This window comes from Pauljensenia sp. UMB3104 (genome assembly GCF_030217285.1).
GTDB lineage: Bacteria > Actinomycetota > Actinomycetes > Actinomycetales > Actinomycetaceae > Pauljensenia.
On record NZ_JASONN010000340.1, the window covers coordinates 1 to 266 of the forward strand.

The 266-nt window shown below is 71.8% G+C and carries 1 pseudogene; it reads left to right on the forward strand.

The annotated features are described in order from the left end of the window. Positions 1 to 266, forward strand: a pseudogene (locus QP415_RS11955) (C40 family peptidase); the annotation flags it as partial.

Genomic DNA, 266 nt, shown 5'->3' on the forward strand with positions numbered 1-266 from the left:
GGTTCCGGACATTGCGTGGACCGCTGAAGAGGATGCCACTGCGTCCGTCACCGCCGAGGCCCCCGCGCCCACCCCGGCTCCGGCTACCACCGCTGCGGCAGATCAGTCCGACTCCGCCGCTTCCCGCTCGGAGTCCCGCGGTGACGCCACCTCCGACACCTCTGCCCGTCAGGCCAGCCTGAACGCGGCTGGCGGCGACATTGTCTCCGTCGCCCTCGGCCTGACCGGTATCCCCTACGTCTACGGTGGCGAGTCCCTCGCGGGCC